This is a genomic window from Streptomyces diastatochromogenes (genome assembly GCF_002242805.1).
Lineage (GTDB): Bacteria > Actinomycetota > Actinomycetes > Streptomycetales > Streptomycetaceae > Streptomyces > Streptomyces diastatochromogenes.
This window is the reverse complement of record NZ_MCGQ01000100.1, coordinates 1-2,532: the sequence shown is the minus strand read 5'-3', so window position 1 is coordinate 2,532 and position 2,532 is coordinate 1. Positions and strand designations below refer to the sequence as shown.

At 73.0% G+C, this 2,532-nt stretch carries 2 protein-coding genes; both read left to right on the top strand.

All coding sequences use genetic code 11. From position 1 onward, the window contains the following. On the top strand, positions 1 to 798 hold a 798-nt coding region (locus BEK98_RS45915), incomplete at its 5' end, for an acyl carrier protein (RefSeq protein ID WP_143684267.1). Between the two features lie 43 nt (positions 799 to 841). Beyond that, positions 842 to 2,532 (top strand): type I polyketide synthase (locus BEK98_RS45910; RefSeq protein WP_425276664.1); only part of this gene is annotated, 1,691 nt, incomplete at its 3' end.

Sequence of the window (2,532 nt, the reverse complement as noted above, 5' to 3'; positions counted from 1 at the left end):
CTCGCCTGGGGCCTGTGGGAGCAGTCCAGTGCCATCACCGGGCACCTCGCGGACGCCGACCTGCGCCGCCTCGCCCGCTCCGGACTGCTGCCGCTGGCCACCGACGACGCCCTGGCCCTGCTCGACGCCGCGCCCGGCGCCGGCGAGAGCGTCCTCGCCGTCACCCGGCTCGACGTACGCGCCCTGCGCGAGCAGAGCGGCGACCAGGTCCCGGCCGTGCTGCGCGGCCTGGTCCGCGGCCCCGCCCGCAGGCCCCAGGCCCACACCGCCGCCGCGCAGGAGAGCGGCCCGACGCTGGCCGAACGGCTCGCCCCCCTCGCCGCCGACGAACGCGACCGGCTGCTCACCGACCTCGTGCGCTCCCGCGTGGCCGCCGTGCTCGGCCACGCCGACCCCACCGCGATCGAGGCAGACCGTCCCGTGCAGGAACTCGGCTTCGACTCGCTGACCGCCGTCGAACTGCGCAACCAGCTCGGCAAGGAGACCGGTCTGCGGCTGCCCACCACCCTGGTCTACGACCACCCCACACCCCAGGCGGTCGCCACCTACCTCGCCGGACAGCTCGTCGTCGAGGAACGCACTGCGGACGCACCGGTGTTGGACGAGCTGTCCCGGCTCAAGGGCGCCATCGAGTCCGCCGCCGCGGACCCCGACGCCCGCGACCGGATCACCGAGCGGCTGCGCGCACTCCTCGCCGCCGCCGACACGGCCGCCGGCCCCTCCGCCGACACCCCCGACGACGATCTGGCATCGGCCACGGACGAGGAACTCTTCGCCCTCGTCGACGAACTCGACTGAGCACCCCGGTGCTTCCCGCGAACCCACCCACGACCTACGGGAGTTGACAGACATGGCGGGCGAGGACAAGCTCCGCGACTATCTCAAGAAGGCCGTCGCCGACGCCCGCGAGGCGCGCCGGCAGCTGCGCGAGATCGAGGACAGGCGACACGAGCCGATCGCCATCGTCGGCATGGCCTGCCGCTACCCCGGTGGCGTGGCCTCGCCCGACGACCTGTGGCGACTCGTCGCCGATGGCACGGACGCCGTCTCCGGCTTCCCGGACAACCGCGGCTGGGACCTCGACACCCTCTACGACCCCGACCCCGACCATCCCGGCACCAGCTACGGGCGCGAGGGCGGATTCCTGCACGACGCCGACCGGTTCGAACCGGAGTTCTTCGGCATGTCGTCCCGCGAGGCCGTCGCGATCGACCCGCAGCAGCGCCTGCTGCTGGAGACCGCCTGGGAGGCCTTCGAACACGCCGCGATCGACCCCGCCGATCTGCGCGGTTCGCGCACCGGCGTGTTCACCGGGCTCATGTACAGCGACTACGGCTCCCGCTCGGACCTGCCGGCCGAGGAGGTCGAGGGTTATCTGTTCAGCGGCAGCGCGGGCAGCATCGCCGCCGGCCGGCTGTCGTACACGTACGGCTTCGAGGGCCCCGCCGTAGCCGTGGACACCGCGTGCTCCTCGTCCCTGGTCGCGCTGCACCTGGCGGCGAACGCGCTGCGCAACGGCGAGTGCGACCTGGCCCTCGCCGGCGGCGCCACGGTGATGTCCACGCCGGTCGCGTTCGTGGAGTTCTCCCGGCTGCGCGGCCTCGCCCCCGACGGACGCTGCAAGTCCTTCGGGTCCGGTGCGGACGGTGTCGGCTGGGCCGAGGGGGTTGGGCTGTTGGTGGTGGAGCGGTTGTCGGATGCGCTGCGGAACGGCCACCGGGTGTTGGCGGTGGTGCGGGGCAGTGCGGTGAATCAGGACGGGGCGAGCAATGGGCTGACGGCGCCGAATGGTCCGTCGCAGGAGCGGGTGATCCGGCAGGCGTTGGGCAGCGCGAAGCTTGGTCCGGGGGATGTGGATGTGGTGGAGGCGCATGGAACGGGTACCCGGCTGGGGGATCCGATCGAGGCGCAGGCGCTGCTGGCCACTTACGGTCAGGACCGCGAACTGCCGCTGTATCTGGGCTCGTTGAAGTCGAACATCGGCCATGCGCAGGCTGCTGCCGGTGTGGGTGGTGTCATCAAGATGGTGCAGGCCATGCGGCACGAGGTGATGCCGCGGACGCTGCACGCCGAGGAGCCTTCGCCCCACGTGGACTGGTCCAGCGGTGCGGTGGAGCTGCTGACCGAGGAGCGGGCATGGCCGCGTACGGACCGGCCGCGCCGGGCCGGTGTGTCGTCGTTCGGCTTCGGCGGAACCAATGCCCACGTCATCGTCGAAGAGGCACCGGCGGAGACCCCCGCCGAGCCGCCGCAGCCCGTCGCCGTACCCGTCCTGCCTTGGCTGCTGTCGGGCCGTACCCCTGAGGCCGTGACCGCACAGGCCGAGCGGCTGCGCGCCCATCTCGACCGGCACCCGGCCCTCGACCCCCTCGACGTGGCCTACACCCTCGCCACCGGCCGTCCCGCGCTCGACCACCGAGCCGTCGCCGTCGGCACGGACCGCGCGGCGCTCCTCGCCGAACTGCCGGCCCTCGACCCGCGACCCGCCTCTGCCGACGCCCTTGGCCTGCTCTTCTCGGGTCAGGGTGCGCA